The sequence below is a fragment of the Phycisphaeraceae bacterium genome, from assembly GCA_015709595.1.
Taxonomy (GTDB): domain Bacteria; phylum Planctomycetota; class Phycisphaerae; order Phycisphaerales; family SM1A02; genus CAADGA01.
In genome coordinates, this window is the sequence record CP054178.1 from 1429965 (window position 1) to 1455507 (window position 25543).

Below are 25543 nucleotides of genomic sequence, written 5' to 3' on the forward strand. Positions count from 1 at the left end.
GCATGCGGGCGCGCCTCGTCGCCATCATCACGCCGCTGCTGACCGCGCTGTCGGTCGTCGCCGGGTGTGGTCGCGGCTGGTCGGGTGAGATCATCCGGTTCACGGGCGAGCCCTCGTTCCCTTCCGCCGAGGCGTGGCCCGCCCGCATCGACCCGAGCAACCCGCCGAACGGGGCGGCGGGACTGGCGATGACGCCCGCCCGCCCGTTCCGCGGACCGACCGATCTGGAAGTAACGTACCTGGGCGCGTCCGGCGTCGGGCAGCTCTTCGAGTACCGCCACGACTCGCTGGGCGAGGGGCGCTGGTTCGTCTTCCGCTCGATCCGTGATTCCGGCGCGATGGTGTACACGCTCGAACCATCCGACTCCGATCCGGCGAAGACCGCGTTCGTGCGGGTGGTGGACGCGAGGCCCGAGTACGTCGAGTCCGTCACGCCGCTGCGTCTGCTTGAGCCCACGCGGGCGGGTGAGCCGCGCGGGCTGATCGTGTACCACGCCAGTCTGGGGGGCGCGACCGAGTATGAATGGCGATTCCTCAGCGGGTTGCGCAAGCGCGGATGGCGCATCCTGGCGGTGGCGCCCGAGAACGACCTGATGCGCGTCTTCGCGCGGTTCACCGCGACGCTGGACGGGGAGGCCGGGTTTCGCGCCTTCGCGGCGGAAATGGCGCGACGGGCCGACCTGGCCCTGGCCGAGCGGGCCTACGCCACCGAGGCCGCCCTTGGCTGGCTGAGCGAGCGCCACCCGGAGATAACCGCCGGTCCGGTCGTGCTCGTGGGCGTCAGCGCCGGGGCCATCGCGCTGCCCGCGACGGCGGCGCGTCTGGGGGGCAGGGGAGACCGCGTGGACGCGGCGGTGCTCATCATCGGCGGCGCCAACCTCATGGTCATGTTCGATCGATCGTCCATGATCAACTTCCGACGCCAGATCGAGCGCAAGGCCACCCGCGACCTCATGGACCTGTACGAGCGCACCCCGGCGTGGTACCTGGAGCACTCGACGCTCGACCCCTGGCACACCGCCGCGGCGCTGCGCGGCACGCCCACGCTGGTCATCCACGCGACGTTCGACGCCATCGTGCCGGCCCGCACCGGCGACGAACTGTGGCGACGGCTCGGTCGGCCCCAGCGCTGGTCGCTGCCCTTCGGACACTACGGCGCCATCTGGTGGCTTCCCAACCTGTCGGGCGACGTGTCGCGATGGCTGGAGCGCGTGGTCGGCGCATCACAATGAGCGTGGAGCGGTGCCGGGTGGGCGCGGCGCTCCGCGTCACGCCTCGTCACGGCGACTCGCCGATCGTCTCGCCCACCTCATCCGCCTCGAACACCACCGCGGCGAGGCGTTCGTGCGCCGGCTGCTCGCCCGGTCCGGCGGTCAGGTACACCACCGCGATCAGGTTGAACTCGTCCAGCACGGGGGCCAGCCGCGTCTTGAGCGCGTCAGCGGCCCACCACGGGGTCAGCCCGATGGCGGCGCGGGCGCGGGCGTCGGCCTCGGGGTCGTCGACGATCTCAAAGCCGCGTTCCGCGTAGAAGGCGTGGAGCTTCGCCACCTGGGCGATCACGTCGGCGTGGGCGATCGTGGGGTGATTGTTGACGATGAGCATGCGCCCCCCGGCGGCCCTGGGAAGCGGCGGGCTGGCGGCGCGGACATCCGCGATGGCGCCTCCGCCGCGCACGTGGACGTGAACCTTGACGAACGAGGAATCGAGAGGATCGGGGTTGGAGCGTTCGATCCACACCGCCGCCCGCGCCTGCTGGGCCGCCAGAATCTGATCGAGCTGCGCGCCGGCCTGCGTGTTGCCCGACATCGCCTTGTTGCGGAAGAGGTTGCGGATCAGGTTCGAGGTGGAGGTATTCTGCACGATGGAGTTCGGCTCGCCCACGACCTCGCGGATGCGCCGGTACGTGTCGTCGGAGAGCTTGGTGGTGTCGGGCCGGGGGTCGTCGTTCACCAGCAGCACGCGCAGCCAGGCGGCGTCGCCGGTGTCGCGTCGGCGCTCGCGGGCGCCGTCGGTGGTGGAGCGCACCAGGGTGATCTCGGTGTTCCGCGCGCCCTTGCCTCGCACGTGAAGCAGCCCGAACACGTTGTGGCGGGCCATGAGGGTCTCGAGCGCCTGGTCGGTTTCGCCGCGCTGACGGTTCCGCCACCAGTCATCAAGCGCTACGGCGAAGAGGGCGTTGGTCTGGGCGTCCGCCTCGTACACGTCGTAGCCCATGCGGCGGTGTTCTTCCTTCGCCTGGTCGATGCGGCGGCGCACGGCGGGGTCGTCGGGTGAGGCGTGCCCGTTGACCACGAGCACGGGCGGACCGGCGTCCACCCCGCCCACCTGCACCAGCCCGCGATCGGATCGGCCGACCACGTTGAACGCGACGATCGCCACCACGGCCAGCATGCCCATGCCGAAGAGCATCATCATCGGGCCCGGCTGCTTCTCGCCCACGGCGCGCAGCGTGCCGAAGGCCGCCTTGGAGTGCTGCGCGGCGTGTCGGCGCTTCGCCACGCGATCACGGGCGGACCTGAGCTGCTCCTGGGCCGGACGATTGGGTCTGTACGCCCCCGCCTGCGGCGTGAACGCCGCCACGCGGACCGCATCAGGCGCCGCGCCGGCGGGTCGATGACCGGAGGCGTCGCCCGCGTCTTCCACTTCGTACGCGCCCGTCCACCAGTTGGTCACGCGCAAGCGCGGTCGGCGCGTGCGGTTCTTGGCGCCGGGAATCGGGTTTCCATCGGCGTCGAGATGAAGGCGACCGACCTGGGCGAAGCCGCCGTCCGGTCCGACGCCCGCGGCGACGCCGAAGCCGGCCACCGATGCCGCCGCGCCGCCTGCCGCCCCCGGCGAACCCGCGGCGTACACCGGCTCGGGCATCGACACGGGCGTGGCGGGAATCTCCGCGCCCTTCATCGACGGCAGATCGACCGGCTTGATCTTCCACGGGTCGCTCGACTCGCGCACGAACTGCAGGTCGGCGAGCATGGCGTTGGCCGAGGCGTAGCGCTGGTGATACTCGGCCATGGCGCGCCGGATGATCCAGCGCAGGGCCTCCGGGCTCTTCTTGTGGAACGCGCTGAGCGCCCCGTGCGCCGGGAAGGTGTTCTCGAGCATGAAGTACAGCACCGCGCCGGCGGCGTAGATGTCGAAGCGCGCCCCATCCACCTGGTGCACCTTCACGCCGCGCAGCGCCTGGCGGACCATCTCCGGATCGCGGAAGTACTCGGTGCCGTGCGTGGTCAGCGTCATGGCGCTGTGCAGGGCGGTGACCAGCCCCAGGTCCACCACGTGGGCCCGCCCGTTGTGAACGATGATGTTCTCGGGCTTCACGTCCTTGTGCCAGAAGCCGCCCTGGTGGTACGCCGCCAGCGTGGCCAGCAGGTCGCTGAGGTAGCCCATCGTCTCATCGAGTTGCCGTCCGGACAGCCCGGAGCCGTCGCCGCGGGCGTGCAGCTCGCGGGCCACCACGCTCAGGTGATCGCCGGGGATGTAGGGCATCACGTAGTGGAAGCGGCTCTCGGTCATCGCGTGCTCGATGACGTGGCCCAGTTTCTTGGCGCACTCGAGCGCGCGGCTCTCGCGAACGATCTGCGGCAGCGAAGAGCCGTCCGACAGCGCGAACGACTTGATGACCACGCGGTCGGGGATGTTCGGAATGGCCGCCCGCTTCTCGGGGCTTGGCTCGGCGACGTACAGCTTGCCGCCCGACCCGCCGCCGGCGAGCGAGCCGACGATGGTGTAGCCGTCGAACTGGCCTGTCCGTCGCGTGGGCCTGTCGCGTCCCGGGGCGGCTTCCATGGCCTCGGGGATCCGCTGCTCGAAGCCCTCGAGCAGGCCGTCGAGGAAGAACAGACGCAGGGGACGGCGCACGACGATGCGGTAGAGGCAGCCGCCGCCGATCTTGCACTCGCGCGTGGCGGACGAGGCGAAGTGGCCCGCCGCGGACCACCGGCCGATCACCACGTTCAGGATCGAGAGCACCCCGAAGACCAGGAACACCGGGATGCCGCCCACGAAGCGGATGGCGTCGCCGATGACGCCGAAGATGAACTCGAAGATGTGGCGGATCAGGTAGCCGATGCCCTGAAACACCCCGCCGATGGCCCAGCCAAGCCCGCGGAAGACCGGCACCAGCACGAAGATGATGACCAGCACGCCCACCACGACCCCGAGCAGGGTGGCCAGAAGGGCGAACAGCGGGGTTTCGAAGAACATGGCTCAGTCCTCCCAGCGGGCGGCCGCCGCCTGCCGGGTCAGCCGGCGCGGCCGCGTGTGTCAGAAGGATTGGGAAGCGGACTGCCGATCTTCCACCACGAGCCGGGATTGCTGGTGATAAATGTCCGAAATCGCCTCGTCGAACAGGGCGTCGTCGCTTCCCAGCCCCGCGCGCTCGGGCTCCGAGGCCTCATCCGCGGTGAAGGAATAGGTGGAAATGGTCTCGGCCAGGCGGCGCCGCATCATGTCCCGCACCTTCTGCAGATACCGGCTCACGGTCGGCTCGCTGACGCCCAGTTGCTCGGCGACCTCCTTGCCCGGCTTGCCGTCGAACACCCGCATCCGGTACACCTGAAAGGTCACGAACTCGGCCTCGCTCTCGACCTTGCGGATCGAGGCGTAGACCTTGGCCCGGAAGACGTTGGCCTCGTAGGCGGCATCGGCCTCCACGGTCGCCGCCTGGGTCATGAAGCGTTCGTCCAGTTCCGCCGGGCGCTTGCCGCCCCCCCGCTTCTGGGCCATGCGGCGGTCGATTTCATCGCCCAGGGCGTGCTTGGCGATGGAGAGCAGCCAGGTGGAGAATCGAGCCCCGCGCGTGGGGTCGTAGCGGTCGATCGAGTCGGAGAGCGCCGCGAGGGTCTCCTGCGTCAGATCGCGGACGGTTTCGACGCCGATGCGCCCCTTGCCCCAGCGTGTCAACTGGGCGCGCAGGACCGGGCCGAAGACCTCCCACAACTCGAACCACGCCGCCTCATCGCGGGCACGGAGCCGCTTGACGAAGTTCGTGGTCAGCGTGTTGAGAGCCGTTCTGGGCTGTTCACTGGCCATTCCGGTCCCTCTGGTGGATTGGGCGCCGAGGACAAACCTCGCCATTCGCCATTCATGGTACGGCGTCCAAACCCGTTCTGATGTCGAATCCCCCTGATTCCGGGTCATGCCAGCAGGGAAACCGGCGGAAAATGCCCGGCCGGGCTGAAAAAAGCCGCCGCCCCTGTACAGGGTGCCGAGTGGACCAAACCGTCCTCAGGCCGCCGAATTGCGAGGAGATCGTGAAACTACGCGGTACTGGGAATCGGCGCATCCATCAGCCAGCCCTGATAGGCGGGCACCACGCGCACACGGAGTTCCGTAGTGTCGCCCGCGTCTTCCATCTTCACTCGAAGGAGACACGGCCCGAGTTGGAACCCCCCGGCGTCGTTCTGATTGAACGACAACTCCATGCCCGGAACGTCCGCCCAATCACTTGCCTCGGTGCCACCGGTCAAGCTGAACTGGAGTCTCACTGTCGCTCCGTCCCAGGCCTGCTCATGATCGGCGAAGGCGGAGAACGTTCCCGGCCCGCCTCGCCACTTCACCACGGTGCTCGCGCCGTTCGAGTCCATGATTTCATTGATGAAGTGATTGGCCGTCATGGTGTGCGGTGGCGAGGTTCCGGTGTCGGGCAGGTCATCCTGCGGCAGCCAGCCCTGGTGCGATGGAGCCAGGCGCACGCGGATCGACGTGCTTCCATCCGAGCCGGTCAGAATGACCTTCAACTCGCACGGGCAGAGTTGGAAGCCCGCGACTTTGCCCGTCGTGAAGGTCAAGTCGTTGGACACATCGATGAACCCGGAGCCCTGAATTCGCATCTGAACCTTGACGTTCGTCGCGCCGCCCCACGTGCCGATGGCGACAAACGTGCCCGGCCCTCCAGCCCACTCGATCACGTCCGAACTGGTATTGCCCTCATTGAGAACTTCGTTGATGAAACGAGGCATGTCCACCCCCAAGTTGAGGAAGAAGTGAAGCGCGCCGAAGGACTGGCAACGGTGATCAGTCCGATCGCCGCCTTGAACGAAAGAAGATCGGAAGAAGTGCGAACGCTGCGAGGGCTCCCGGCGCGGGAACCTCGCCCGCGTTGATGCCCTTGCCGGGGACTGTTTCGTAGGCCCACTCCAGTACCTCGAACGAGAACCACTCGATTCGAGTGGTGCCGCGCCGAACCGCGATCCAGCCGAAGTTGCCCGACTCGGTTCGGACGCCCATGTACTGCACGACACCCATGTCAAACGTGGTGATGAAGGGGCCTACCTCAAATTCGCTGAAAATGTGTGTCGCTCGCTGCACGAAAGACTCTTCGGCAACAGGCGCACCACCTGCCAGTGAACTGGTGAGCGGCTCACCTTCATAGAGGACGATGGCGACGGACGCACCGCCGTTTGTCTCGTTCCAGAAGTCTGATGTCGAACGGTTCACCTGCCCCACGGCATTGCCGCTCCGAACGTTCGGCTGATCATTCGACGCTCGCGTGATGTCGAGCCAACTCTCCCAGTTGATCGCAAATCTCCAGTGCCAGTTGTAGTGACCTTCCTCGCCAGGGTCGGGGTTCACGAAGTGAACGATGTCCGCACGCGCCTCGGTAGCGACGGTGAAGACTGCGATCAGGATGACTTTGCGAATGGACATGCTCATTCCCTCCGCTTACCCCTTGATTCCAGTGACATCGAACGCGACCGGATGAGTCGCCGGGGTTGCCGCACGGAAACGCAGGGTGCAAGGCACAAAGACTCCCTCGCCCTGCCCACCGGACAAATCCATGTTCAATGGTACGGCGTCCAAGCCGGTTCTGATGTCGAATCCGCCGGTTTCCGGGTCATGCCAGCAGTTCAAGACGGCTGGAATTCCTCCGACTTGGCTGAAAAAAGCCGCCGCCCCCTCCCAACAAGTGTGCTGGACACGAAAGCCCCCGCCACCGGATGTCCGAGTCGGGGACCTGAAACCCACGCACACAGACGCCCGGGAGGACCGGGATGGAACGAAAGGACAGAACCATGTGCATCGGCAAGACCCTTTTCCGCACCGCGTTGATCGGCGGGCTCGCCGTGGGTGGCCTGGTGATCCTGGCCCCGGACCACATGAAGGCGGGCTTCCATCAGGTCAAGACCAAGGTCCAGGCGACCATGGACACCATGATCGATGATCCGGTGGCCATCCGTCGCCAGCTCCAGTCGCTGGCCGAGTCGCTGCCGAAGAAGATCGGCGAACTGCAGGCCGAGATCGCCGAGGTGGACGCTCAGATCGCCCAGATGTCCCGCGATACCGACGTGGCCCGTCGCGTGGTGGCCAACACCGCCGGCGACCTGAACAACCTCACGCAGTTGATCGCCCGGGCGACCGACGCCCAGCGCGACGGCGGCGGGATCGTGCAGGTCCGCTACGAGGGCCAGCGGCTGGACCTCAACCAGGCCAAGGCCGAGTTCGTGCGCATCAGCAAGCTGCGCGAGCAGTACGCCGACCGCATCGCGCTGAACGAGCGCGACATGGGCTACCTGACGCAGCAGCGCGACCGGCTGGCGGCGCTGCTGGAGAACCTGCAGGGCGAGTACGCCGCCATCGAGGCCCAGATGTGGGCGATCGACCGCAAGATCGACGCCATCGCCCGCAGCGAGCGGCTGGCCGACACCCTCGAGGAGCGACACAACGCCATCGCGCGGTTCGGCAAGTTCGACTCCAAGTCGCTGGAGGAGATCCAGGGCAAGATCCGCAAGTGGGAGATCGAGACGACCGCCCGGCTGCAGGCCCTGGAGCAGCGCTTCGCCGGCAAGGACTACGAGCGCGAGGCGCAGCGACAGCTGGACTTCGAGAAGTCGCAGGGCGCGACCATCGAACTGCCCGAGGGCGGCGAGGAGAAGCCCGCCGTGGAGCGCACCGGCAACTCCTTCGCCTTCCTGCCCCGCGTGATCGAGTAACGGCGACCTGACCGGCTCGACCTCAAGCCGACGTCCCTGACCCGCCGCCGGAGCATGTGCTCCGGCGGCGGTCTCTTGGGGCGCGACGTGGCCGAGGCGCGGTTTCTGCGCGTACCGCCCGGCTCGGTTGCGGCATCAAGGCACTGACGATGGTCCGTTTCTTTGCCGATGGTTTCCTCGCGTCCCTATGATGGCCGCGACCCGCCCCGAGGCGGACTGGAGCTGCTGACCCGATGCGACTCTTCTCACCAGACGACTCGATCCGCCCGTACGACCGCGTTCCGCAGGAGGTGCTCAGCGCGGTGCAGTACCAGCGCACCCGCGAGATGACCCTCGAGGAACTGCTGCTGGAGAACCGCGTGGTGTTCCTCGTGGGCGAGATTCACCCCGGCTCCGCCGCCCGCGTCATCATGCAGATGCTCTACCTCGAGAACCACAAGAAGGGGCAGGACATCAACTTCTACATCAACTCCCCTGGCGGCGCGGTGGATGACACGCTGGCCATCTACGACACCATGCAGTTCATCTCGTCGGACGTGTCCACCGTCTGCATCGGGCGGGCGTACTCGGGCGGGGCGGTGCTGCTCTGCGCCGGAGCCAAGGGCAAGCGCTCCATCCTGCCCCACGCCAAGGTGATGATCCACCAGCCCTACGGCGGCGTCACCGGCCAGGCGGCGGACATCCAGATCCAGGCCGACCAGATCCTCAAGGACAAGCGCACCCTCACCGAGATCATCGCCCGGCACACCGGCCAGCCGGTGGAGCGCGTGGCCGCCGACAAGGAGCGCGACAAGTACTTCACCGCCCAGGAGGCCAGGGACTACGGGCTGGTGGATGAGGTCTTCGTCGGCCCGCCGAAAGGTGACAAGAAGGAGTAGGGAAGGCATCAGGCATCAGGCGCTGGGCTGCAGGAAGTACGAAAAGCCCGATGCTCGAACCTGGGCCTCCACTCCACGCGGCACTCAACTTCCAGCACTTCGCATCCGCTCCCGGACCCCCCATGACACTCATCCCGATCGTCATCGAAAAGACCGGCCGCACCGAGCGCGCGTACGACATCTATTCGCGGCTGCTGACCGACCGCATCGTGTTCGTGGGCGGGCCGATCATGGACGAACTGGCCAACGTGGTCATCGCCCAACTGCTGTTCCTGGCGAATGAAGACCCCAAGGCCGACATTCACCTGTACGTCAACTCGCCGGGCGGGTCGATCACCGCCGGACTGGGCATCATCGACACGATGCGCTACATCCCCTGCGACGTGTCCACCTACGTGCTGGGCCAGGCGGCGTCGATGGGTTCGATCATCGCCACCTGCGGCGCCAAGGGAAAGCGTTTCACCCTGCCCCACGCCCGCAACCTGATGCACCAGCCGCTCCTCTCAGGCGTCATGGAGGGCCAGGCCACGGACATCGAGATCGAGGCCCGCGAGATGCTCCGCATGCGCGACCTCATCTACGACCTCTACGCCGACGCCACCGGCAAGCCCGCCAGCCAGATCGTCAAGGACTGCGACCGGAACAAGTGGCTCAGCGCCCAGGAGATGGTCGAGTACGGGCTGGTCGATTCCATCCTCGAGCGGCTGCCCGAACTGGCCCGCCCGCGGCGCAGCGACATCGACTGATCCGGATGACGAGCGCTTCCGATCCGTGCGCCGCCGTCTTCAACCGATCGACTCGACGACTCCCATCCCCCTGGGTGGCGATATACTCCCGACATGTCTGCCTCCGCCACCCGCCGGAAGGATCGCTTCGCCTGGATGACCGCGCCGACGATGCTCGCCGCGACGGTGCTGGTTGCGGCGTCGGGGTGCCAGAAGTCCCCGTTCGTCTCGGACGCGCCGCGCACCCCCTTCGAACTGCATGACCGGCTGAACAACCGCTACGTGCCGCTCGAGGAGCCGGATGAGTTCGGCACCCCGCAGCCGGCGCTGCGAGCGCGTCTCGGGCGGCCCTACTGAGTGCGCACCCGACGCGGAGCGTCGCGCCACGCTCTGATCCCGACGCCTTGTGCCAGATGTCCGGCGCCTGAATAGCCCCTCCGCCGCCCGTGTCCGTACAGTATCAGGACGGTTCAACCATCCTGAAAGGACGCATCCATGCCGGCGACGGTTTCCCAGATCGCGGACATCATGATCGCTTCGGGGTCGCGGGCCCTGGGCTACGGCGAACTGCTGCTCAAGGACATTCCCGCCGACAGGTTCGCCCACATGCCCCTGCCCAACATGAATCACGCGGCCTTCAACTACGGCCATCTGTCCATCTATCCCAACCGGCTGCTGAGCATGATCGGGCGGGACGACCTGGTGGTCGAGAAGCCGGGTTTCACAGACCTCTTCAAGGCGGGCAGTCCCTGCGTGGAGCAGGACGGGCGCTACCCCGCCAAGGACGTGATCGCGTCCTACTACGTGGACCGCTACCAGGCGCTGCTGAAAGCCCTGGAGGGCGTGGCGGAAGAAACCTTCGCCAGGCCCAATCCGGCGGAGGGGCGGATGCGCGAACTCTTCCCAACCGTGGGCAAGGCGGTCAACTTTCTGCTCGGGGCGCATCACATGATGCACCTGGGGCAGGTCAGCGCGTGGCGACGCGCCATCGGGCTGGGTTCGGCGATGTGACGACGCCCGGCGGACGCGCCGCCGGCGACAGACTCAGGGAGAAGCCATGAACACCACGACGCTCAATCGAACGCCGTCGTCGTCGCGCCTTGCGCGGGTCTTCCGGTCGGGGATGTCCCTGCTGGCGGCGGCCCTGTGCCTGCTGCTGCCGGTCCAGCGGGCCGCGGCGCAGGGGGGCGACGGGTTCATTCCCTCGCCCTTCTCGAGCGAGTCGTTCAACAAGTCCATCACCACGCTCAAGCCCACGTACGAGCAGCGGCTGGCGCTGGAGGCGGCCCACGAGGCGTACAAGACCCGCTTCCGCCAGCTGCGCGACAGCGAGGCGGAGATGATCCTGCGGCGGATGCACGAGGTGCAGTCCAACTCCATGTTCCGCGTGCCCAAGAAGCGCGACGTGGAGGAGCTGCTGCGCATGCGCCGCACGCTCATCGGGCAGATCATGGCCATGGAGGGCGAACTGTTCGACCGCATGGCCGAGGCGCTCCACGAGCGGCAGATGGGCGGGCTGGCCCGCATCCGGCGGGCCCGCGAGCGGGCCATCTGGAGCGAGGGCGACATGATGTCGGGCATGGGCGGCGGCGACGCGCCGGACCTCGTCAACATCGTCATGTCCCTTCAACTCACCGACGAGGAGCTGGGGCGCATCGATCCGGCGCTGGTGGAGTACGAGATCTCCATGAACGCGGCGGTGAAGAACCTGCACGACAAGGCCCTGGGCATGATCTCGTCGGTGGTGGACGTGATGAGCCAGATGGGGCTGGACGAGGTGGACATCACCGACCAGGACCAGATGATGGAGTACGGTCGCCGCATCCAGGAGGCGATGCAGCGTTTCATGAAGGAAGTGCAGGACGCCGCCGCCCGCGTGGACGCGGTGGGCGAGCGCGGGCACCTGTCGCTCATGCAGGTCATGCCCGCCTCGCGCGTGCCCGAGTACGAGAAGGCCTACCTGCGTCGTCGCTACCCGGATGTCTTCACCGACTGGACCTCGCCGGAGCGCATGTTCGAGCAGGCCCGGAAGATCGAGGGACTGGACGGAGGCGCGCTGGCCGCCATCGACGCCGCCGAGGCGGCCTGGAGGCCTCAGTACGAGGCCGCGTCGAAGAAACTGATGACCATCAGCGACAAGACGCGCGCCAGTCAGCGCGCGAGTTTCGACTTCGACGGCTCGGCGTGGGAGGCGATCTGGCGCGATCGACAGGCCGCCGAGCAGGAGCGCAACACGATCAATCAGCGCGCCGAGCAGGCCCTGCTGGCCGCGCTGGGCGAGGAGCGGTTCCAGCCGCTGCAGTCGTACCGCGGCGTGGACGCGGACGCCGCGGGCCACGGGCCGGGGGCGGTGCTCGATGAGGCGGGGGGCGGCGTCATGGTCGGGGAGTCGCCCGAGGCGCCGGGCATGGGCATGTCGATGATGATCCGACCCGATCACCTGCTTCCCGCGCCCATCAGCGACGAGGAGTGGGCCGCCTACGCGGCGCGTCTGGATCTGTCGCCCGACGCCCGCGTGCTGACGGGTGAGTTCCTCAAGGAGTACCGTCGCCAGTTCGACGCGGTGATGGCCGACGACTTCCAGCGGCTGGTCAACGAGCCGCGCGGGAAGATGTGGGGGGAGGATGCGCTCAACGAGCAGGCGGCGTCGCAGGTGATCGCGGGCCGCCGCACCGTGGCCCAGCGGCTGGCGGCGCTGGAGGAGGAGTTCTTCGGCGACGTGGCGCTGGTCATCACCGACGCCCAGCGGGCGCGTCTGCCGATGATCCGCCGCGCCCGCGAGTGCATGATCTACGACGCGCGGGAGATGGCGCAGCGCGGCTACCAGGAAGGCGCGGTGAACCTGATGGAGCTGCTTGGCTCGCTGCGTCTGACCGACGCCGAGACACGGAGCATCGACGCCGCCCTTCTGAAGTACGAGGAGCAGCTGCTGCCCATCGTGAAGTCGCAGCACGAGACCATGCTGGCCCAGGAGGAGGCCCAGATCAAGGGGCAGCCGCTGATGCGCAAGATTCAGCAGGATCCCGAGGCGAACATGGACGCCTGGGCCGAGTGGGAGCGGCTGATGGAGCCGCTGGAGGAGCGTCTGCAGCAGCTGACGCGGCGTCGGCTGGAGCTGGACAAGTCGTCGCTGCCGGAGTTCATCGCCGCCCTTCCCCCCGACCCCGCCGCCCGGTTGAAGGAGCTGCACGATCAGCGTCGGTATCCGCGGGTCTTCCCCGACCGGGGGGACGCCCGGACATCGGTGGAGTCGGCGCTGCAACTGCCCGATCTCTCGCCGGCGCAGCGGACCACGCTGGAGCGGATCGCCGCGGAGCATGACGCCGGGCACCGCGCCCTGTGCCAGGAGATGGTGGCGCTGCTGGACTCGCTGGGCGAATCGCCCGACTGGGAGCCGCAGAACGCCAGGGCGATCATGGAGTGGCAGCGCAACCAGGAGCGGGTGGAGATTCTGCAGCTCGACCGCGCCGAGTTCAACGAAACCACGCGGCGCCGCCTGCGGGCCGTTCTGGGCGAACCCCAGGCCGCGCGGGTGCGCGGGCTGGGGGTGGGGTCTCAGGAGACGGCGTCGCGGTGACGCGGCGAGGCGATGCGGCCTGGTCGATGCCGAGGCGCTTCAGAACGGAATGTCCACCGAGAAACTGAAGAGCTGGCGCTCGTCGTCCCGTTCCTTGAGGATGGGGAAGGCGAAGTCGAAGGCCAGCGGCGCGGGGCCGAAGGCCTCGATGTAGAGCCGGATGCCGAAGCCCACCGACAGCCGGTACTCGTCGAATCCCACGTCGTCGCTCACCGTGCCGGAATCGACGAAGAGCACGCCGTTGAAGAGTTCCTCGAAGATGGGGAACTCGTACTGCGCCCCGAGGAAGAAGAGCCACTCGCCGCCCACCGGCTCGTCGCTGGGTTCGCCGTTGTCGTTGCGGATGCCCTTGGGGCTGATGGTGCGGAAGTCGAACCCGCGGAAGGTGCGTCCGCCCAGGTAGAACTGCTCGTACACCGGGGCCTCGTCGCTCTCGAAGATGTGCGACACCCTGGCGTTGAGCCGCAGGATGCTGCGCCGGCCCAGGAAGTCCTCGCGCATGGTGATGAAGGTGATGAACTCGGCGGTGGCGGTGGTGAAGTCGTAGTCCCCGCCCATCAGGCCCACGCGGTCCACGCTGAGCTCGAAGACGCTGCCCCGCCAGGGGCGCACGATGGTGCCCACCGTCGATCGCCGCAGCCGCAGCCCCAGGGCGGTGATGGTGTCGGGCCCCTCGGCGGCGAACACTTCGGTGGGCGCGAAGTCGGCGATGGCCGGCAGCTTCACACGCTCGAAACGCGTCACCGCGCCGATGGACCAGAACTCGCCCAGCTGACGCGTCAGCGACAGCGTCAGGTTCATCCGATCCTCGTCGTACTCGTTGTACTGCCACTGGCGGAAGAACGCGCTGACGCCGAACGACAGCGGCACGTCGAACAGGTACGGCTCCGTGAGCGAGATCGAGTAGGTGCTCACCTCGTCGCCCGGCGACAGACGGAGCGAGAATGACTGCCCCGCCCCGCGGAAGGCCCGACCGCGGATGTACTCCTCGAACGACTCGGGCGTGTCGAACAGGTCGAAGTTGCGCTGGGTGATCGAGAACTCGCCGGCCACGCCCGTGTCCGACCCCACGCCCACGCCGAAGTTGAACGAGCCGGTGTTGCGCTCCTTGACGCGCACCAGGATGTCGCGGTAGCGGGGATCATCCGGATCGGGCGGCTGGATCGTGATGGACGGCTCGTTGAACAGCCGCGTGGAGCGCAGGCGCTGCTCCGCCCGGGCGATGGCCACGGGGTTGACGGGTCGTCCCGGCTCCACGCCGGTGAGCTGACGGCGGATGACCCGATCCTGCGTGAGCGTGTTGCCCACGATCATCACCTCGCCGATGAGGGCCTTCTCACCCTCGTCCACTTCCAGGCGCAGGTCCACCTCGGGGGCTTCGCTGGTGCGGATTTCGACCGCCCGCACCCGCACGTCCGGCCGGGCGAGTTCGGCGTAGCCGTCCTGGATCAGCCGCAGCGACTTGCGGATGCGGTCCTGGCTGTACACGTCGCCCGACTTGATGTCGATCCACGCCGCGATCTGCTCGGAGGGGATGGTGGCGCCCACGGTGCTCACCTGCCGCATGGTGTAGACGCGGCCCTCGCTGATGACGAAGACCACCTTCACCTCGCGGCTGTCGGGGCTGAGTTCGAGTCGTCGATCCACGCGCACGTCGAGGTAGCCGCGGTTCTTGTAGAAGGCGTCGATGGCCGCCACGTCGTTGGCGATGACCTTCTGATCCAGTCGCCCGGATCGCAGCAGAAAGATGGCCGTCTCCGTCTTGATCTCCGCCCGCAGGCGCTTGTCGGGAAAGGAGTCGTTGCCCTCGAACTCGATGGCCCGCACGCGCACGCGAGGCCCCTCGATCACCTGGAAGATCAGGATCGACGACTCCTGCATCGCCCTGGCGTCGGTGGTCACCTCGGACAGATAGTGCCCCCGGTTGCGGTACAGTTCGACGATGCGCCGCTTGGATTCCTCGATCAGGTACTCATCCGCCGGGGCCCCCGCGCGAACCGGGATGCCCATGAGAATCTCCTGGTCGGAGATCACCCGGTTGCCCACCACGTCCACCCCCGCCAGCAGGGGCTGCTCGCCCAGGGTGTAGGTCACGACGACGGTTCGGTCCGGCTGCAGGGCGGCCCGCACGTCCACGGTGCGGAACTCGCCGAGGCGGTAGAGCAGGTCCACGTCCAGCCGCACGGTGCGCGGGTCGTAGGGGTTGCCCGTGGCGGTGCGGATGGTGTTGAGGACCGTCTGACGCGAGACGCGGTTCAAGCCCACGATGTCCACGCGGGAGATGGTCAGCCCGGCCAGCGCCGCGTCCTCGCCGCTGATCCCCTGCGCCCAGGCGCGCCCTCCCGTCAGCCCCGCCACCCCGATGAGGGGCGCGGCGGCGACAAGCCAGAGCATCAGGGCGACAAGGGGAAGCGTTCTCATGCGGCGTGAGCGGAGAGGATACCGGCCCGAACCCGCTCCAACAAGCGAAGCCGGCTTTCTGGCGAACCACGATGGCGAGGCGCGACCGTGAGGGAGCGGTTTGCCGCGGCATCGTGCGACACGTCCACTCCCTCACGGTCGCGGCTCACTCACCTGAAGAACACGGTTGCCCACATCATGGTCATCCATCAGCAGAGTTCGTTGAGTCCGGAGTGCATCATCTCGACCACTCAACCAGGGGCGCAAACGAACAGGGGTCCGATGATCGGACCCCTGCGAGGTTTAGCGGAAGAGTGAGCCACGTGATCAGCCGCGGACTTTCACAAGCCGCCGACGGAAGACGCCCACGCCGAGCAGGCCGGCCAGGCCCATCCACGCGGCGGGGGGCAGGGGAATCAGCGCCGTGTTCACGAACGAGTTGCTCTGACCGTCGTTCAGTGACTGCACGTGAATGCCGACGACCAGATCGACGCCGGGCGTGAAGGGCATGGTCAGGCCGCTCGTGAGCGAACTGATGACGTCGTTGAAATCCTTGCCAATCTTCAGCTGGAAGGTGACCTTCACCCACTCGCCGGGGTTCACGCCACCCGGTGAACCGCTGCTTGAGGCCTTGAAGTCCCATTCGGTGTTGGGCAAGCCGTATGCAGAGCCGCCCGGCAACGGGCCGCCGCCAGCCGGGCCGGTGATGCTGACGCCGGCGGAACTGGTGACTGACATGGTCGCGCCCAGCAGCGCACCGTCGTAGAACCAGATGCCGGTGATGGACGAGTCGGGGTTGGGGTTGCCCGCAACGGCGTTCTCGAAGAGGAACGAGACGAAGTTGAACCCGCCGCTCGAACCTTCATCGGTCACCGTCATCGAGTACGACGACCCGTTCTGGGCGTTCGCATTGCCGTTGGTGGTGATGTTCTTGAACCCGTACACGCTGGCGGCCGAGGCGCTCAACGCGCCGGACGCCACAACCAGACCCGCCACGAGCCCCTTGAACCGTGTCATGTTGTCTCTCCCTGAACCCGGAATGATTGTCTGAAGGCGTCGCCCCCTCAGGCGACCTTCACCAACCCTCACCACGTCAAGACATGATACTCGTCGCGGCACGTCCGATTACACGAAATCAGGCCACTTTCTGGCAGAGACAGGTGAGGACCGATTCTGGGCGATTCTCGTCCTATAATACATGACTCAGTGACTCACCAACGCACTCCGTCGAATCGGGTCGGGCTCCCACCTCAGGAAAAAGACGATTCGGAATTCACCGGGAATTGTCCACAATCCATCCCCAGAGCGTCTCCACATCCGCCATCCTTGTCCGCCACGCGCCCACCGCCACGCGCAGCGTCAGATGGCCGTTGAGTCGCGTGTGCGTGATGAACGACTGGCCCGATCGGTTCACGCCGTCGAGTATGCGCTGCGTCGCCGCCTCGCCGCCGCGGTGACGGAAGCACACCAGCGACAGCGTCGGGGTCGCGGCGAGCTCCAGGTCGGGATGCTCCTCCACCCGTCGCGCCAGCCACCGCGCCATCTCCACGCATCGTCGCACGTGCGTGCGCAGCCCCTCCACGCCGTAGTGGCGGATGACGAACCAGAGTTTCAGCGCTCTGAAGCGGCGTCCCAGCGGAATCTGCCAGTCGCGGTAGTCGATCACCGCGCCCGACTCGGTGGCCTGGTTGCGCAGGTACTCGGGCAGGATCGACAGCGCCCGGATGAGCGCCGCCCGGTCGCGCACCCACAGGCACGAGCAGTCGAAGTTCGTCAGCATCCACTTGTGCGGGTTGAAGCAGTACGAGTCGGTCCGCTCCACGCCGCGGTTGATCCAGCGGAACTCCGGGCAGAGCGCCGCCGTGCCCGCCAGGGCCGCATCGACATGGAGCCAGGGCCGCGTGCTCCGGCTTCCGACAGGTGCGCCGCGGTTCCCGGCGGGTGTGCCACGGCTCCCAAGTGGTGTGCCACGGCTCTGTGAGCCGTGCGTTTCACCCGCGGCATCCGACCTCGCGGAAGAGCCATCGTCTCCGGGCTTTCCTGCGACTGCACCGCTTCCGCCGCCGCACGTGTTCTCCGCGCCCGCACGGCCGACACGGCCGTGGCACACCTCGCCGTGGCTCGCTTCCCGCTCGAACACTTCTTCCAGCATCTCTCCGATCGCTTCCACCGGGTCGACCGCCAGCGACGAGGTCGTGCCCACCGTGGCGCACACGAAGAAGGGCGTCAGACCCGCCTCGAGGTCGCGCTCGATCGCCTGTCGCAGAAGGTCCACGCGCATGGCGAAGCGGTGATCGGTTTCGATGAGCCGCAGGTTCCGCGACCCGATGCCGGCGATCATGGCGGCCTTCTCGACCGACGAATGCGCTTGGGCCGAGGTGTACGCCACCAAGGTCTGCCGGACGACTCCCGGCGCGCCGACGCCCGCCAGGCCGTCGCGGTTGGACGCCCCGCCCGTGGCCCGCTCGCGCGCGGCGAGCATGGCGCAGAGCACGGCGCTGGATGCGGTGTCCTGAATGACGCCGCCGCCGACCGTTGTGTGAAGACCCACACACCCATCCGCACCCTCACTCCCAATCCCTCTCCCAGTGGGACAGGGGAGTGCGGACACCGAACGAAACCCCGCAGGCAGTCCCAGCATGTCCACCAGCCAGTCCAGCACCAGGGTCTCGAGTTCGGTGCAGGATGGGCTGGTGGCCCACAGCATTCCCTGCACGCCCAGCCCCGCGCTGAGCAGTTCGCCCAGGATGGACGGGTACGAGTTGTTCGCCGGGAAGTACCCGAAGAAGCCAGGCGACTGCCAGTGCGTCACGCCCGGCAGGATGATCTCCTGCACGTCGCGCAGCACCTGCTCGAACGGCTCGCCCGATTCGGGCGCGTGCCGCGGCAGGCGATCTCGCACCTCGCCCGGTTTGACCGGCGACATCACGGGGTATCGCTCCACCTGCTCCAGGTAGTCCGCGATCCAGTCGATCACCGCCCGTCCGTGACGCCGGAAGTCATCAGCCGACATGTGCGGCGAAGCGGGGTCGGTCATGCGAGGAGAATAGGGCGGGGCGGACTGTCGGTTCCGGGCTGTCGGCTTGTTGACTGACGGCGGCTTTGACGTGTGCCGCGGCCGTGCGGTCACGCCAAACCCGTGTGTGCCACGGCCGTTTCGGCCGTGCGGCCGTGCGGGCGAGGTGAGACCTGCGGAGAGATGGAATCGTGCGGGAGGCCGCCGCCTGAGGTACTCGCGGTATCGGTCGCCTGGGGCCGCTCGCACGGCTCACAGAGCCGTGGCACACTTCGGTCGGACGACGCGGCATACGCCTCTTCTGTGAGTTTCTGTGGATGAGTTGTGAGGAAGTGGGGTTCAGCGGCGGGCCATCGGCGATCGGTTTCGGGCTGGCGGCTGCAACGAACAGCCGCCAATGAACCTCGGAATGGGGCTCCGTCCGTCCCAATACCGCCAATTTGACCCCGGAATCGCTCGTTCATTCGCCTCGATCGCCAGGTCATCCCGCTTCCGCGTCAATCTGGGTAAACTTGAGCCGGATTATCTCGGCTCCGCAAAAACCCTGTAAACTCTGGAACTTCCCTCTTGGCACCTGCGAAAAAGTCGCCATAATGGAGAGGCGGTGTTGATCGGCTCGCCGGTCGCATCGCATCAGGTTCGTGGGACCAAGGGGAGAGCGATCGGGCCTTCACGACATGCTCGGGTGCATGGCTGGTGATGGTTCCCTCGCTCAATCCGGCGTCCTTGGGTCATGGTGGTCGAGCCGATCGTCGTGACTCACGGTTTCAATCATCCGAGCATTCGCTCACACACACGTAGACTAGAGGAGGATTCGATGAGGAAGAGCACCACATTCGGGCTGGCCACCATCGCTGGCCTGTTCGTCGCCAGCTCCGCCACGGCGGGCGTCGTCATGTTCGACCTGCGCGGCGGCACGACCGACTGGGACGCCGCCCTGCTCAACGCGGGCAAGACCCTCAAGGCGTCGTGGGATTTCGGCACCCTGCCGGACTTCGGCCTGCTTGACGGAGACGAGCCGCTGGACTGGCGCGGCAGCCGGGGCAACGCCGCTGGCCGCGTTCCCGAGGGCTTCCTGCCCACCAACGTCCGCTTCCAGTCCAACCTGGATCAGTGGGGCGCCAACGGCGAGAACCCCGGTGGCGAGCGTGGTGGCGCCCAGCCGCTGGTTTTTGTCGGCCCGTCGCAGGGTTTCGGCAACACCAAGAACTGGCTCGGTTCGAACTTCGCCGCCGACTCGTTTGACATCGTGTTCGACGGCGGCACCAAGACCGCGGTTGACCTCGTCGTGTCGACGATTTTCGCCACCAGCACTGATGTCAGCGTTTACGGCGCCAACAACGAACTGCTGATGCGCGTCACCCTGGCCGGCACCGCCAACGCCGGGTATCGCGTGGGCTTCCTCGCCACCGAGGGCAGCATCATCTCGCGGATCAACATCGACACCACGAGTCAGGCGCTCTACGAGGGCGTTCAGGGCATGATGAACGTCTACGAGGGCGTCATCCCCGCTCCGGGCGCTCTGGCCCTGCTGGGCGTCGCCGGGCTGGTCAGCCGTCGTCGTCGCCGCGCCTGATCCGGTCTCCTCCGAGTCCGATCGCACTTACGCGATTCACACGCCACGCCGCGGACAACCGCGGCGTGGTTCTTTTTGGTCGTGGTGGTGCGGCAGACGGACCGTCAGCGGTCGTCGGTTGTCAGTGATCGGCTCCGGCTGCTGCGCCGCGGCTTCCGACGACGTGTACCACGGTTCGGAGTGTGCCACGGCTCTGTGAGCCGTGCGAGCGGCTCCAGGCGACCGACGCCGCGAGTACCTCAGTGCGGCGGCCTCCCGCACGATTCCATCTCTCCTCAGGTCTCATCGCCCGCACGGCCGACACGGCCGTGGCACACGGGTTGGCGCGCCTACACGGCCGAAACGGCCGTGGCACACCAGTTCGGAGTGTGCCACGGCTCTGTGAGCCGTGCGAGCGATCCCAGGCGACCGACACCGCGAGAACCTCAGCGAGGCGCATCCACCGGACGACTTCATTGCTTCTGATGTTCCACCACTCCCGCGCGCCCGCACGGCCGAAACGGCCGTGGCACACGGGATGGCGCGTACACGGCCGAAACGGCCGTGGCGCCAGGGCGGCCTTACCGCTGATCCGGCTCGATCGTCACCGTGAGGAGCTTGGTCTCGAACTGCTCGCGGAGCAGTTCGGCGTGCTCGCGGTGCGTGACGACCAGCAGCGCCACGCCGGTCTGGTGCGCTTCGAGCGTGCGCTGCAGCGCCTCGGTGTGGTTGAACTTGCAGATCTCCTGCAGGGCGCGGATCACGTCCTCCATGAAGTTGCTGTCATCGTTGTGCAGCAGCACCTTCCACGGAGGGAGCTTGTCAACGCGCGGCGGCGCGACCTTGGGGCGCTCCTGAAGCGCCGCCTGCCCCCCGCCGTTCGGCTGATTGGATTGCTCGCTCGCCATGACTTCTTCGTCTCGCCCGGTGGTCCCCCCGACGATTCTGCGTTCACGTGGTTATAGGCGCGGCGCGGGGGTCAAGGCGACTGAAAACGCCGCACGACTCTGAAATGCCGCGATCATCCGCGGAGCGGGCAACCGCGGGGCGCCGTCCCGCACGGAGCCGCCTGGCCCGTCTGACGTGTCCCGCGAAGTGTGGGCAGGCCGCTTGACTCGCGGAAATGTACGGCATATGTTCGGTATTGTTGACGATCATGTCAACACCATCGGGCTGGTCCGAGGGGCAGCCCACAGGAGGCCGGACATGACCATGCTGACCATCGCTCCCCCGCCGCCAACATCCGGCCCACCTGCTGCGCCGGTGTGCGACGGGAGTCGTTCTGCTCCGCGTCGCCAGCGCAGCCGGGGCGGAGGTCGTCGAGCCGCGGGGCTTCGTACGACGCGGCTGATCGCCGAGCAGTGCCTGGACCTGGCGATTCACCTGGCGGAGCCCGATCGGTGGCTGATCGAGGCGGTGCTGCGCGGCGGTGTGTCGTGCGCCGCCACGGCGCAGCGTCTGGGGGTGCCCGAGCGCACCCTGCAGTGGCGCGTGAGGCGACTCATCGGGCGGCTGCGCTCGCCCGAGTTCGCCTTCATCGTCAACCAGCGCGAGGTCTGGCCCGAAGCGCGGCGCCGCGTGGGAGAGATCGTTCACCTGCGGGGCGGGACGCGGGAGCAGGCCGCCCGCGAGACCGGGCTGACGATGCACCAGGTGCGGCGCGAGCTGACGGCGATCGACGTGCTGATGGAGCAGGCCCGGGCCATGGGGCGCCTGCGATGAAGCGCATCACCAGCGGCGCAGGCGTCCCGCCCGTGAAGCGCTGCCGCCCGCGGGGACACTCCCCGCTCTGGTCGCTCCGTGTGCTCGAGGTCGCCTCGATCTTCGGTCTGGACCTCGATCACCTGCACGACGCCGCCCGCGTCTTCGACCGTGCCGCGCTTGATCGTGCCGACGCACTGGCCTCGTGGCTGGCGCCGGGGGCCATCGTGCTGCTCACCGGCCCCAGCGGCTCGGGCAAGTCCACGCTGCTGCGGGCGATCGTCGAACGACTCTCCCATCGGGGTCGCGCGGTCATCGACCCCGGCGATGTTGAGATCGACGAGTCAGAGTGCGTGATCGAAACGATCGCCGGCTCGACCGAGGAGCGCTGCGCCCTGCTCGCCCGGGTGGGGCTGGCGGAGGCGCGGCTGCTGGTCTCGCCCGTGCGCCGACTGAGCGAGGGTCAGCGGGCGCGGCTGCGGACGGCGCTGGCCTTCGACGCGGCGCGGCGCCCGGGGGGTTCGGCGTCGTCGGTATCGCCGGGTGATGCCGCCGCGGTCATCGTCATCGACGAGTTCCTCTCGCCGCTCGACCGCGTCACGGCCTGCTGCGTGGCGCGGAGCGTGTCGCGGCTGACGCGGGCGTCAACCTGCTCGCTTCTCGTCGCCACGTCCCACGATGACCTGGCAGCCGCGCTGACTCCTGACGTCCACGAGCGGCTGGAGTTCGCGTGATGTGATGACCAGCGAGGCGTTCCGCGTTGGGCGGCGCGACGTGAAGCGTCGCGCCTCGACGTGGTGAACGACAGCCGCGTGTCACGTCCTCCATCGACCATGACCTCCCCACCCATCCAACTCGACGCCATCATCCTCGAGTCGGGCACGTCGGCCGACCTGCGCGCCCTGGAGCGATTCCACTACCGGGCCGGGAGGCCCGCGACGATCGACTCGATTCTGCGCGCGGTGGTTCACCCCACCGATCCGGCGCCGCCGCTGCTCGTCGGCGTGCTGGTCACGTCGTTCCCCGTGCTCTCGTGCGCCGCCCGCGAGCGGGCGATTCCGCGCTACGCGGGGCTGACGCTGGCGTCGAAGGCGCGTCTGCTCAACCGCGAGGTCCGCACCATCAGCCGCGTCATCGTCGATCCGCGCTTCCGGGCCGTGGGCGTCGCGTCGCGTCTGGTGCGCCAGGCGATGGCGCGGCGTTCAACGCTCGTCATCGAAGCGATGGCGAGCATGGGGCGGGCCTGCCCCGTGTTCGAGCGCGCGGGGATGCGCCGATTCGACCCGCCGATCTCGCGCGGCACGCTCCGCCTGCTGACCACGTTCGACCGCGCGGGGATCGCGCTGCCCGTATTGGCCTCCACCCGGATGGCCGTCGAGACCATCGAATCGCTCGACGCCGTGACGCGCGGACACGTGATCCATGAACTGACTCGCTGGAGCCGCCGGGTGTTCGACCGCCGCCGCGATCGCACGCTGGCCTCGCCCGAGTCGAGCGCGCTGCCCGCCCTGGTTGCGCGGGCCCGCGAGCGGCTGGCGTCGAGGCCCGTGTACTACGTGTCGGAACGGCGCGAGTCAGACCGCCGTGATGCCGCCTGACGCGAGCCGGCGCTCGGTGTTCTCGTCTTCCCGCGACTCGGAGGAGCGGCTCAACCCACCGGAGAATCGCATGTCGTCACCCGCTCGACGTTCCTCGTTCACCAACCACGCGGCTTGCGAAGCCGCTCCACTTGACACGGGCCGCAGACCCGCGGCGCCGCGTCGGCGTTCTGCGCCGACTGCGCAGCCGCTCTCGATGGATGAGTCCATCCTGCGGCGCCTCTTCCGCCGAGGCGATGAACCGGCTCGGCTGGCTCGATCGTGCGGGCTGTCGCTGGTCGATCTGGCGCGCTGGGCGTCTCGGGTCGATCACGTGGAGCTGCTGGTCGGCCTGGAGCGGGTGAGCGACGCGTGCTTCCGCGCCGCGCTGGCCCGCAGCCGCGTCATCGCCGCTCGAACGCTGACGCGGCTGGCCTCGGGCGACGGAGATGAGGCGCTCACCGACCTCACCCGCCGCAGCTGCGTCGATCTGCTCAGCGCGTGCGCGGAGCGGCGACGTGAGGCGCGGTGCGCCGCCGCCTCGACCGGCGTCGATCGCGCCCGTCGCGCCGCGTCGGTGAAGGACGCCGCCTCCCTCGCCCCGCCCGTTCCGGACGAGGAGGCGATTCTCGCCGCGCTGGAGCGCGTCGCGCGCGAAGGCGACGCGGATGATGACGGCCGCGGCTCCGAGACCTCGTCACCCGCCGTCCCGGAGCAGTCCGATGCGGCGTGACGATCTCTCCCGCGTGCTGCGTTCCGTCTCCCCGCGCACGCCTGACCAGTTGCACGCGCTGGTGCGGGTGATGCTGGGGTTCGATGTGCCTCGCGTACCCCGCTCACCGGGCGGTACGGCGCCCTTCGACTACCTGCGTCACGCCTTCTTCGAGGATTCGTCCGGTCCGCGCGACTGCGTGGTGTGGGCCTGCCGGGGCGGGGGCAAGACGCAGCTGGGCGCGATCGCCACGCTGCTGGACGTGCTCTTCAAGCCGGGCGTGCAGGTGCGCATCCTGGCGGGCTCGCGCGAGCAGGCGTCTCATCTGTACGTCGCGTTCCGCTCGATGATCGAGCGCGAGCCCTTCGCCGACCTGCTGGAGCGTCCGCCCACCGAGCACGTGACGCGCCTGCGCAGCGGGTCGCGCGTGGAAGCCCTGGCCCAGTGCGAGGCCTCGGTGCGCGGGCACCGCGTCCACAAGATCCGCTGCGACGAGGTCGAGCTCATCGACGACGCCGTGTGGCGCGCGGCGCAGCTGGTTACGCGCTCCACCCGCTGCGGCGGGGTGCCGGTGCGCGGCGCGGTCGAGGCCATGAGCACCATGCACAGGCCCAGCGGACTCATGAGCCGCCTGATCGAGGAAGCCCAAGCCGGCACGCGCCGACTCTTCCGCTGGAACGTGCTGGATGTGCTGGAGCGCTGCCCGAGTGATCGTGAGTGCGCCGCCTGCCCGCTGCGCGCATCCTGCCAGGGGCGGGCCAAGCGCGGGCGCGGCTTCGTGCGCTACGACGATGCGCTGGCCCATTTCGCCCGCATGGGACGCGACGACTGGCACACCGAAATGCTCTGCGACAGGCCCAGCGAGCGCGACCGCGTCTACCCCATGTTCGATCCGCTGGTCCACGTGCGCGAGTTCGATGCGCGGACCATCATCGGCCCGTGGCTGGGCGGGGTGGACTTCGGGCTTCGCTCCCCCACCGCCTTCCTGTGGGCGGTGCATGATGAAGTCAACGACGTGCTGCACGTGGTGGATGAGCACGTGCAGCGCGGCCTGCTGGCGCCGGCGCACATCTCGCGTGTGCGAGCCGCGCCCTGGCCCATGCCTCGCTGGGTCGGCGCCGACCCGGCGGGCAGCAACCGCAACGACCAGACGGGCCGCAGCGCCATCGGCTGCTGGCGCGAGGCGGGCTTCACCATCCGCGCCAGACGAAGCGACGTAGCGCCGGGGGTGGCGGTGGTGGCGGCGCGATTCATGCGGGCGGATGGAACTTCAGGGCTGGTCATCCACCCCCGCTGCCGCACGCTCATCCGATCACTGCTCGGGTACCACTACCGCCACGACCAGCCGGACGCGGAATCGCCGGTGAAGGACGGCCCGGACCATGCCTGCGATGCGCTGCGCTACCTGGTGGTGAACCTGGATCAGCGGTTTGCGACGGCGGCGGGAGCGTACTGAGCCAGCGCCGCC

At 68.1% G+C, this 25543-nt stretch carries 21 protein-coding genes and 1 pseudogene; 13 read left to right on the plus strand and 9 right to left on the minus strand.

Going from position 1 to position 25543, the window contains the following annotated elements; translation table 11 throughout:
* Window positions 1-2 precede the first annotated feature (2 nt).
* Window positions 3-1232 carry an alpha/beta hydrolase fold domain-containing protein gene (locus tag HRU76_05975; GenBank protein QOJ17150.1) on the plus strand — a complete coding sequence of 410 codons (1230 nt, stop codon included), beginning with the start codon at window positions 3-5 and terminating at the stop codon, window positions 1230-1232.
* 46 nt (window positions 1233-1278) lie between these two features.
* Here the strand turns inward: HRU76_05975 and HRU76_05980 are convergent, their stop codons facing one another.
* The 4 genes from HRU76_05980 to HRU76_05995 form a co-directional block, all read right to left on the minus strand.
* Window positions 1279-4206 (minus strand): hypothetical protein, encoded by a 2928-nt coding sequence (locus tag HRU76_05980; protein ID QOJ17151.1) that lies wholly within the window; start codon window positions 4204-4206, stop codon window positions 1279-1281.
* A gap of 60 nt (window positions 4207-4266) precedes the next feature.
* Window positions 4267-5034: a sigma-70 family RNA polymerase sigma factor gene (locus HRU76_05985; GenBank protein ID QOJ17152.1), complete on the minus strand. Its 768-nt coding sequence runs from the start codon at window positions 5032-5034 to the stop codon at window positions 4267-4269.
* 227 nt (window positions 5035-5261) lie between these two features.
* Window positions 5262-5963, minus strand: a complete 702-nt coding sequence (locus tag HRU76_05990) for a hypothetical protein (protein ID QOJ17153.1) — start codon at window positions 5961-5963, stop codon at window positions 5262-5264.
* A 55-nt stretch (window positions 5964-6018) separates the two neighbouring features.
* Window positions 6019-6651 carry a hypothetical protein gene (locus HRU76_05995; protein ID QOJ17154.1) on the minus strand — a complete coding sequence of 211 codons (633 nt, stop codon included), beginning with the start codon at window positions 6649-6651 and terminating at the stop codon, window positions 6019-6021.
* A gap of 344 nt (window positions 6652-6995) precedes the next feature.
* Between HRU76_05995 and HRU76_06000 the strand changes: the two genes are divergently transcribed.
* The 6 genes from HRU76_06000 to HRU76_06025 all read left to right on the plus strand — a co-directional run bounded on the left by HRU76_06000 (window position 6996) and on the right by HRU76_06025 (window position 13114).
* On the plus strand, window positions 6996-7934 hold the full coding sequence (locus HRU76_06000) for a hypothetical protein (GenBank protein ID QOJ17155.1): 939 nt from the start codon (window positions 6996-6998) through the stop codon (window positions 7932-7934).
* A gap of 233 nt (window positions 7935-8167) precedes the next feature.
* Window positions 8168-8812 (plus strand): ATP-dependent Clp protease proteolytic subunit, encoded by a 645-nt coding sequence (locus HRU76_06005; GenBank protein ID QOJ17156.1) that lies wholly within the window; start codon window positions 8168-8170, stop codon window positions 8810-8812.
* 122 nt (window positions 8813-8934) lie between these two features.
* Window positions 8935-9558: an ATP-dependent Clp protease proteolytic subunit gene (locus tag HRU76_06010; GenBank protein ID QOJ17157.1), complete on the plus strand. Its 624-nt coding sequence runs from the start codon at window positions 8935-8937 to the stop codon at window positions 9556-9558.
* Window positions 9559-9651: 93 nt separating this feature from the next.
* Entirely contained in the window at window positions 9652-9894 is a 243-nt protein-coding gene (locus HRU76_06015) for a hypothetical protein (GenBank protein QOJ17158.1), read from the plus strand.
* Window positions 9895-10032: 138 nt separating this feature from the next.
* Entirely contained in the window at window positions 10033-10548 is a 516-nt protein-coding gene (locus tag HRU76_06020) for a DinB family protein (protein QOJ17159.1), read from the plus strand.
* Between the two features lie 46 nt (window positions 10549-10594).
* Window positions 10595-13114, plus strand: a complete 2520-nt coding sequence (locus tag HRU76_06025) for a hypothetical protein (protein QOJ17160.1) — start codon at window positions 10595-10597, stop codon at window positions 13112-13114.
* Window positions 13115-13153: 39 nt separating this feature from the next.
* On the opposite strand, the gene HRU76_06030 is transcribed toward HRU76_06025, so the two are convergent.
* The 4 genes and pseudogenes from HRU76_06030 to HRU76_06045 form a co-directional block, all read right to left on the minus strand.
* Window positions 13154-15535 (minus strand): BamA/TamA family outer membrane protein, encoded by a 2382-nt coding sequence (locus tag HRU76_06030; GenBank protein QOJ17161.1) that lies wholly within the window; start codon window positions 15533-15535, stop codon window positions 13154-13156.
* Window positions 15536-15841: 306 nt separating this feature from the next.
* Window positions 15842-16531 (minus strand): hypothetical protein, encoded by a 690-nt coding sequence (locus tag HRU76_06035; protein QOJ17162.1) that lies wholly within the window; start codon window positions 16529-16531, stop codon window positions 15842-15844.
* A 256-nt stretch (window positions 16532-16787) separates the two neighbouring features.
* Window positions 16788-17666 (minus strand): hypothetical protein, encoded by an 879-nt coding sequence (locus tag HRU76_06040; GenBank protein ID QOJ19121.1) that lies wholly within the window; start codon window positions 17664-17666, stop codon window positions 16788-16790.
* A pseudogene (locus HRU76_06045) lies at window positions 17664-18527 on the minus strand (hypothetical protein). The gene HRU76_06040 and the pseudogene HRU76_06045 overlap by 3 nt, the downstream one beginning before the upstream one ends.
* Before the next feature lie 820 nt (window positions 18528-19347).
* Here HRU76_06045 and HRU76_06050 point away from each other — a divergent pair.
* On the plus strand, window positions 19348-20106 hold the full coding sequence (locus HRU76_06050) for a hypothetical protein (protein QOJ17163.1): 759 nt from the start codon (window positions 19348-19350) through the stop codon (window positions 20104-20106).
* 560 nt (window positions 20107-20666) lie between these two features.
* On the opposite strand, the gene HRU76_06055 is transcribed toward HRU76_06050, so the two are convergent.
* On the minus strand, window positions 20667-20993 hold the full coding sequence (locus tag HRU76_06055) for an ATP-dependent Clp protease adaptor ClpS (protein ID QOJ17164.1): 327 nt from the start codon (window positions 20991-20993) through the stop codon (window positions 20667-20669).
* A 298-nt stretch (window positions 20994-21291) separates the two neighbouring features.
* On the opposite strand from HRU76_06055, the gene HRU76_06060 reads away from it, so the two are divergent.
* The 5 genes from HRU76_06060 to HRU76_06080 all read left to right on the plus strand — a co-directional run bounded on the left by HRU76_06060 (window position 21292) and on the right by HRU76_06080 (window position 25531).
* Window positions 21292-21807 (plus strand): hypothetical protein, encoded by a 516-nt coding sequence (locus HRU76_06060; protein QOJ17165.1) that lies wholly within the window; start codon window positions 21292-21294, stop codon window positions 21805-21807.
* On the plus strand, window positions 21804-22520 hold the full coding sequence (locus tag HRU76_06065; protein ID QOJ17166.1) for an ATP-binding cassette domain-containing protein: 717 nt from the start codon (window positions 21804-21806) through the stop codon (window positions 22518-22520). The genes HRU76_06060 and HRU76_06065 overlap by 4 nt, the downstream gene beginning before the upstream one ends.
* Window positions 22521-22619: 99 nt before the next feature.
* Window positions 22620-23384 carry a hypothetical protein gene (locus HRU76_06070; GenBank protein QOJ17167.1) on the plus strand — a complete coding sequence of 255 codons (765 nt, stop codon included), beginning with the start codon at window positions 22620-22622 and terminating at the stop codon, window positions 23382-23384.
* Window positions 23385-23580: 196 nt separating this feature from the next.
* Complete coding sequence (locus HRU76_06075; protein QOJ17168.1) at window positions 23581-24096, plus strand: hypothetical protein; 516 nt, start codon at window positions 23581-23583, stop codon at window positions 24094-24096.
* Window positions 24086-25531: a hypothetical protein gene (locus tag HRU76_06080; protein ID QOJ17169.1), complete on the plus strand. Its 1446-nt coding sequence runs from the start codon at window positions 24086-24088 to the stop codon at window positions 25529-25531. The genes HRU76_06075 and HRU76_06080 overlap by 11 nt, the downstream gene beginning before the upstream one ends.
* Window positions 25532-25543: the final 12 nt, after the last annotated feature.

Bases quoted from the DNA above. Each gene is read 5' to 3' on its own strand.
- HRU76_05975 (QOJ17150.1), top strand. From the start codon at position 3: ATGCGGGCGCGCCTCGTCGCCATCATCACGCCGCTGCTGACCGCGCTG.
- HRU76_05980 (QOJ17151.1), bottom strand. From the start codon at position 4,206: ATGTTCTTCGAAACCCCGCTGTTCGCCCTTCTGGCCACCCTGCTCGGG.
- HRU76_05985 (QOJ17152.1), bottom strand. From the start codon at position 5,034: ATGGCCAGTGAACAGCCCAGAACGGCTCTCAACACGCTGACCACGAAC.
- HRU76_05990 (QOJ17153.1), bottom strand. From the start codon at position 5,963: ATGCCTCGTTTCATCAACGAAGTTCTCAATGAGGGCAATACCAGTTCG.
- HRU76_05995 (QOJ17154.1), bottom strand. From the start codon at position 6,651: ATGTCCATTCGCAAAGTCATCCTGATCGCAGTCTTCACCGTCGCTACC.
- HRU76_06000 (QOJ17155.1), top strand. From the start codon at position 6,996: ATGGAACGAAAGGACAGAACCATGTGCATCGGCAAGACCCTTTTCCGC.
- HRU76_06005 (QOJ17156.1), top strand. From the start codon at position 8,168: ATGCGACTCTTCTCACCAGACGACTCGATCCGCCCGTACGACCGCGTT.
- HRU76_06010 (QOJ17157.1), top strand. From the start codon at position 8,935: ATGACACTCATCCCGATCGTCATCGAAAAGACCGGCCGCACCGAGCGC.
- HRU76_06015 (QOJ17158.1), top strand. From the start codon at position 9,652: ATGTCTGCCTCCGCCACCCGCCGGAAGGATCGCTTCGCCTGGATGACC.
- HRU76_06020 (QOJ17159.1), top strand. From the start codon at position 10,033: ATGCCGGCGACGGTTTCCCAGATCGCGGACATCATGATCGCTTCGGGG.
- HRU76_06025 (QOJ17160.1), top strand. From the start codon at position 10,595: ATGAACACCACGACGCTCAATCGAACGCCGTCGTCGTCGCGCCTTGCG.
- HRU76_06030 (QOJ17161.1), bottom strand. From the start codon at position 15,535: ATGAGAACGCTTCCCCTTGTCGCCCTGATGCTCTGGCTTGTCGCCGCC.
- HRU76_06035 (QOJ17162.1), bottom strand. From the start codon at position 16,531: ATGACACGGTTCAAGGGGCTCGTGGCGGGTCTGGTTGTGGCGTCCGGC.
- HRU76_06040 (QOJ19121.1), bottom strand. From the start codon at position 17,666: ATGCTGGAAGAAGTGTTCGAGCGGGAAGCGAGCCACGGCGAGGTGTGC.
- HRU76_06050 (QOJ17163.1), top strand. From the start codon at position 19,348: ATGAGGAAGAGCACCACATTCGGGCTGGCCACCATCGCTGGCCTGTTC.
- HRU76_06055 (QOJ17164.1), bottom strand. From the start codon at position 20,993: ATGGCGAGCGAGCAATCCAATCAGCCGAACGGCGGGGGGCAGGCGGCG.
- HRU76_06060 (QOJ17165.1), top strand. From the start codon at position 21,292: ATGACCATGCTGACCATCGCTCCCCCGCCGCCAACATCCGGCCCACCT.
- HRU76_06065 (QOJ17166.1), top strand. From the start codon at position 21,804: ATGAAGCGCATCACCAGCGGCGCAGGCGTCCCGCCCGTGAAGCGCTGC.
- HRU76_06070 (QOJ17167.1), top strand. From the start codon at position 22,620: ATGACCTCCCCACCCATCCAACTCGACGCCATCATCCTCGAGTCGGGC.
- HRU76_06075 (QOJ17168.1), top strand. From the start codon at position 23,581: ATGGATGAGTCCATCCTGCGGCGCCTCTTCCGCCGAGGCGATGAACCG.
- HRU76_06080 (QOJ17169.1), top strand. From the start codon at position 24,086: ATGCGGCGTGACGATCTCTCCCGCGTGCTGCGTTCCGTCTCCCCGCGC.